Raw genomic sequence first — 3768 nt, forward strand, 5'->3', positions numbered from 1 at the left:
CTCCGAAACTGCGTGCTCTAGTTCCTGCCGTCTGCCGTCTGCTGTTGTACGCAGGTCCCCCGCCCTAAAACACCGTCCTCACCCCGAACGTCAGCGTCCTTCCCGCAATCACCGTGGCGTTGTCCGGCACGCCCGTCTGCACGTTCAGCAGATTCTCCCCGCCCGCCACCAGTGAAAACGCTTCGCGCCAGCGATACTGCGCGCCGGCACGCCAGCGGGTCACCCCGGGATAGCGGAGCCAGAACGTGCGCAGGTTGGTCCCCTCGAGCGCCCGCACGGACTGGTCGCCGGTCGACAGCGCCGACCCCACGGCGCCACGATCGTAGCCGACCCAGTCAGCCGCGCGAATCGCCGTGCTGGTGAGTGTCCAGCGTCCACGTGCCCACGCCGCGGAGAGACTCACCGTGTTCGCGGGCACATCGAGCATGCGATCACCCACCCGGAGTTCGCCGCGATACGCATTGGCCACGCGCGCCACACGGCTATCGACCAGGGCCATGGTGGCCGCCACGCTCAGCGAGCGCACGCGCGTCGTCGCTTCGAACTCCCATCCACGGTTGGTGATGGCGCCGACGTTCTGCAGCGTGAAGGCCATGGCCCGCGCGGCCCGCCCCCCGCCACTCACCGTGGTCACTACCGACGCCACCGGTTGAATGAGTCCGGTGGCACGTTGATCGAAGCGTGTCACGTGTAGGGCGCTCCGTCCGACGATCACGTCGGCTCCGAATTCGGTGCCGCTCTGCCGCTCGGGGTCGAGCGCTGACAGGGCGAGGAACTGCCCTTGTCCCATCCATGACGACGTGCGCACCAGCGAACGCGCCGGGCGAATGCCGGTACCGAAGGCGCCGCGGAGCTTGAGCACCACATCACCGATGTCGCGCACGTGCGCGGCGCCGAGCATCGGGAGCAGCGAGTGCTGTGCATTGGGAGTGGCGCCGTCGATGCGTTCGGCGCGAAGCCCCGCGGACGCGAACCACCGGTCGTGCCACGCCATCTGCGCTTGCGCCGACAGCCCGGTGTTGTCGTAGGTCGCACGCGTAAGGTCCGACGTCGGTGCACGCGCAGCCCACGCGCTGCCGGTCGTCATACCCTCGCCACCAACCGTTCTCCCACTGTTGGTACCGCTGTTGGTACCACCTCCGAGCCGGCCGCCCGCGGTCGGTCCCGAGATGCTGCCGGCACTTGTGACGACTTCATTCGTCAGGGCCTGCTCCGCCCCGAGTGTGAGCGTGAGCAACGTGGCGGGGGCCACATCGAACCGCCCCACCGTACGCAGACGAATCGACGCGCGATCGGCCGCGCCCTCCGCGTTCCCGGCCAGTGCCGCGGACGACAGCGACAGCGGACCAGCCAGCGAGTACGGCGAGAGTCCGCGCAGACGATAGCCATCCACCCCGGCAATCACCGTATGCGTCCACTGCAACGAGGGCATCATGCTGATGCTGCCGCCCACGGTGTACTGCGCCATGTCCTGACCGGGCGCACTATCGGCGACGATGGCGCGCATCATCGAGTCGGCTGGCCCACTCTGACGCGCGCTGCCGTCGCTGATTGACTGCCGCACCGTCGAAGCCGCAAGTGCGGGACCGCCGGCCAGCGACGATTGAATCGCGCCGAACCCGTTGCCGAGCATCAGCGAACTGCCAGCGTTGGCGTGCTGCAACGAGAAACGGGTGAAGCCGGTGTAGATGCTGCGCTGCCGGGAGAAGCGCCCGTCGGCGTCGAACAGCAGTCGTCGCTCGGAGGCACCGGGCACGTAGGCGCCCACGGTGCCCACATTCAGCCCCGCCCCGACGTTGCGCGCCGCTGAGCCCCGCCGCACCGACAGCGCGTGTTCCTGCACGAACGGATCGCGCGAGGCATACGCCGTGCTCGACACACCACCGAGCGTGTTCAGCTGAAACTGCGTACGCCCCGTCTCGGTCCCGTCGTGACGCGTGAGAATGTTCACCACCCCACTGATCGCATCGGCTCCATAGAGCGCCGCGCCCTGCGGCCCACGAATCACCTCCACGCGCGCAATGCGCGCCGGATCGATCTGCGTCACCAGCAGTGGATTCGCCACCTCGATACCATCGAGATAGATCTTGGGCGCACTGACCCCGAACGAACTCGCCCCGCGAATGCTGCCGTATCGCGCCGTGACGGCGCCGGCACTGTTTGTCCAGGTCCACACGCCGGGCACGGCGAGTTCCATGGCTTCACCCAGCGTGCTCACGCCGTGCTGCGCGAGCTGCGCACCATCGAGCACTTCGAGCGCGAAGGGCGAGCCGCGTTGTGCCGCCCCGTCGGGCGAACCGGTCACCACCACGCGGTCGAGCACACTCGCGCGGCGGCTCATCGCCACACTCTCGGTACGCGCCGCGACCCGCGAGGGGGCGAGCACCACCTGGGTGCTGCCGAGTACGATGGGGCGCAGCGTGGAGCCACCGAGCAGATGCTCGAGCACCGCCCCCACGGGGACGCGCTCGACGATGAGACACACGGTGCGATCAGCCGGCAGGAGATCAGCGCTGTACGACAGGTCGAGATGAGCCACCGACGCGAGCCGATCGACGGCCTCGCGCACGGTGAGCGCATTCACCTTGAGCGTGACGAGCCGGTCGAGTGGAGCGGCCCAGAGGGCGGCCCGATCGGCCGACGACAACACGGACGTACAGGCGGGGTCACCGTCCGCGCGCCACGCGTGATCGCCAACGGACGTATGCGCAAAAGCCGGCGACGCGTTCGTCCCGGCAAGGATGACCACGGCACCGGCCACCACGAGAGGGCGAGGCCATCGTGCCTTCAATGTCATGCGCATGCGCCGTAACGTCGCGTTCCCATGGACACGCTCAGGTTCAGCGCGGGGCCGTGGCGCCAGTCCCCTGCGGCCGTAGCGTCACCGTGTCACCCTGCTGAATCGCATCGGCACCCAGCGCCAGCGAGATCACGCGCACCACCTGCGCCGCAGAATCGCCACGGAACGACGCCGTGAGTGTACGCGCCGCGAGCGTGCTGTCGGGCACCGCGAGAGCCAACCCATACCAGCGCAGCAGGTCAGCCCGCACCTCTGACAGCGACGCATCGCGATAGGACAGCTGTCCACGCGTCCACGCCACGTCCTCTGCCGTCACCGTGCCCCGGCGCACCGTGACCGCTTCGCGGGCCAGCACGCCACGATCGCCGGCGCGCAGTTCCACCGGCGCGGCGGCCGTACGGCGGGCGCTAAGCGCCACGATACCGTGCGTGACATCCACCGCCACCTCGCCATCGCTCGCGGTCTTCACCGAAAACGCCGTGCCGATGTCGCGAATATCCGCGCTACTCGTGTGCACGGTGAACGGGTGCGCCTCGTCGTGCTTCACATCGAAATACGCGGCGCCGTCGAGCGTGACCTCACGCGTCGCCTCACCATAGTTGGCCGCGAGCGTGAGGCGACTGCCCGGCGCCAGCAACACCGTGCTGCCGTCGGGGAGCTGCACGCTGTCGCGCTGTCCCACGGCGGTCCGGTACTCCCGTTCCGTGGCCGTCTCGCCGGTCCCGCGGAACTGGGCAATCCCCGCGATGGCCGCCAACCCGGCGGCGGCGGCGAACCCCCACGTCCGCCAGGCGCGCGCTGCCGGCCGGCTCGCCCCACCGGTGCGCGTCGCACCGCCGCGTGCCACCGTGAGGCGCGGCCCGCTGGCAGAGCTACCCATCTCAGTGGCCATGCGTGCCCGCACATTCGCCAATGCCCGCTCGGTATCCACGACCACGTCGGCCCGCTGCTCCACATGCAGCGACCGG

At 69.2% G+C, this 3768-nt stretch carries 2 protein-coding genes; both read right to left on the bottom strand.

From position 1 onward, the window contains the following. Positions 1 to 64: 64 nt before the first annotated feature. Entirely contained in the window at positions 65 to 2803 is a 2739-nt protein-coding gene (locus tag ACIQ6O_RS14200) for a TonB-dependent receptor plug domain-containing protein (protein ID WP_396208437.1), read from the bottom strand. 37 nt (positions 2804 to 2840) lie between these two features. Beyond that, positions 2841 to 3768 (bottom strand): FecR family protein (locus ACIQ6O_RS14205; RefSeq protein WP_396208438.1); only part of this gene is annotated, 928 nt, incomplete at its 5' end.

Origin of the sequence: Gemmatimonas sp., from assembly GCF_044345575.1 — a bacterium.
Classification (GTDB): Bacteria; Gemmatimonadota; Gemmatimonadetes; order Gemmatimonadales; family Gemmatimonadaceae; genus Gemmatimonas.

Coding starts and splice junctions, on each gene's coding strand:
- ACIQ6O_RS14200 (WP_396208437.1), bottom strand. CDS start 2,803: ATGCGCATGACATTGAAGGCACGATGGCCTCGCCCTCTCGTGGTGGCC.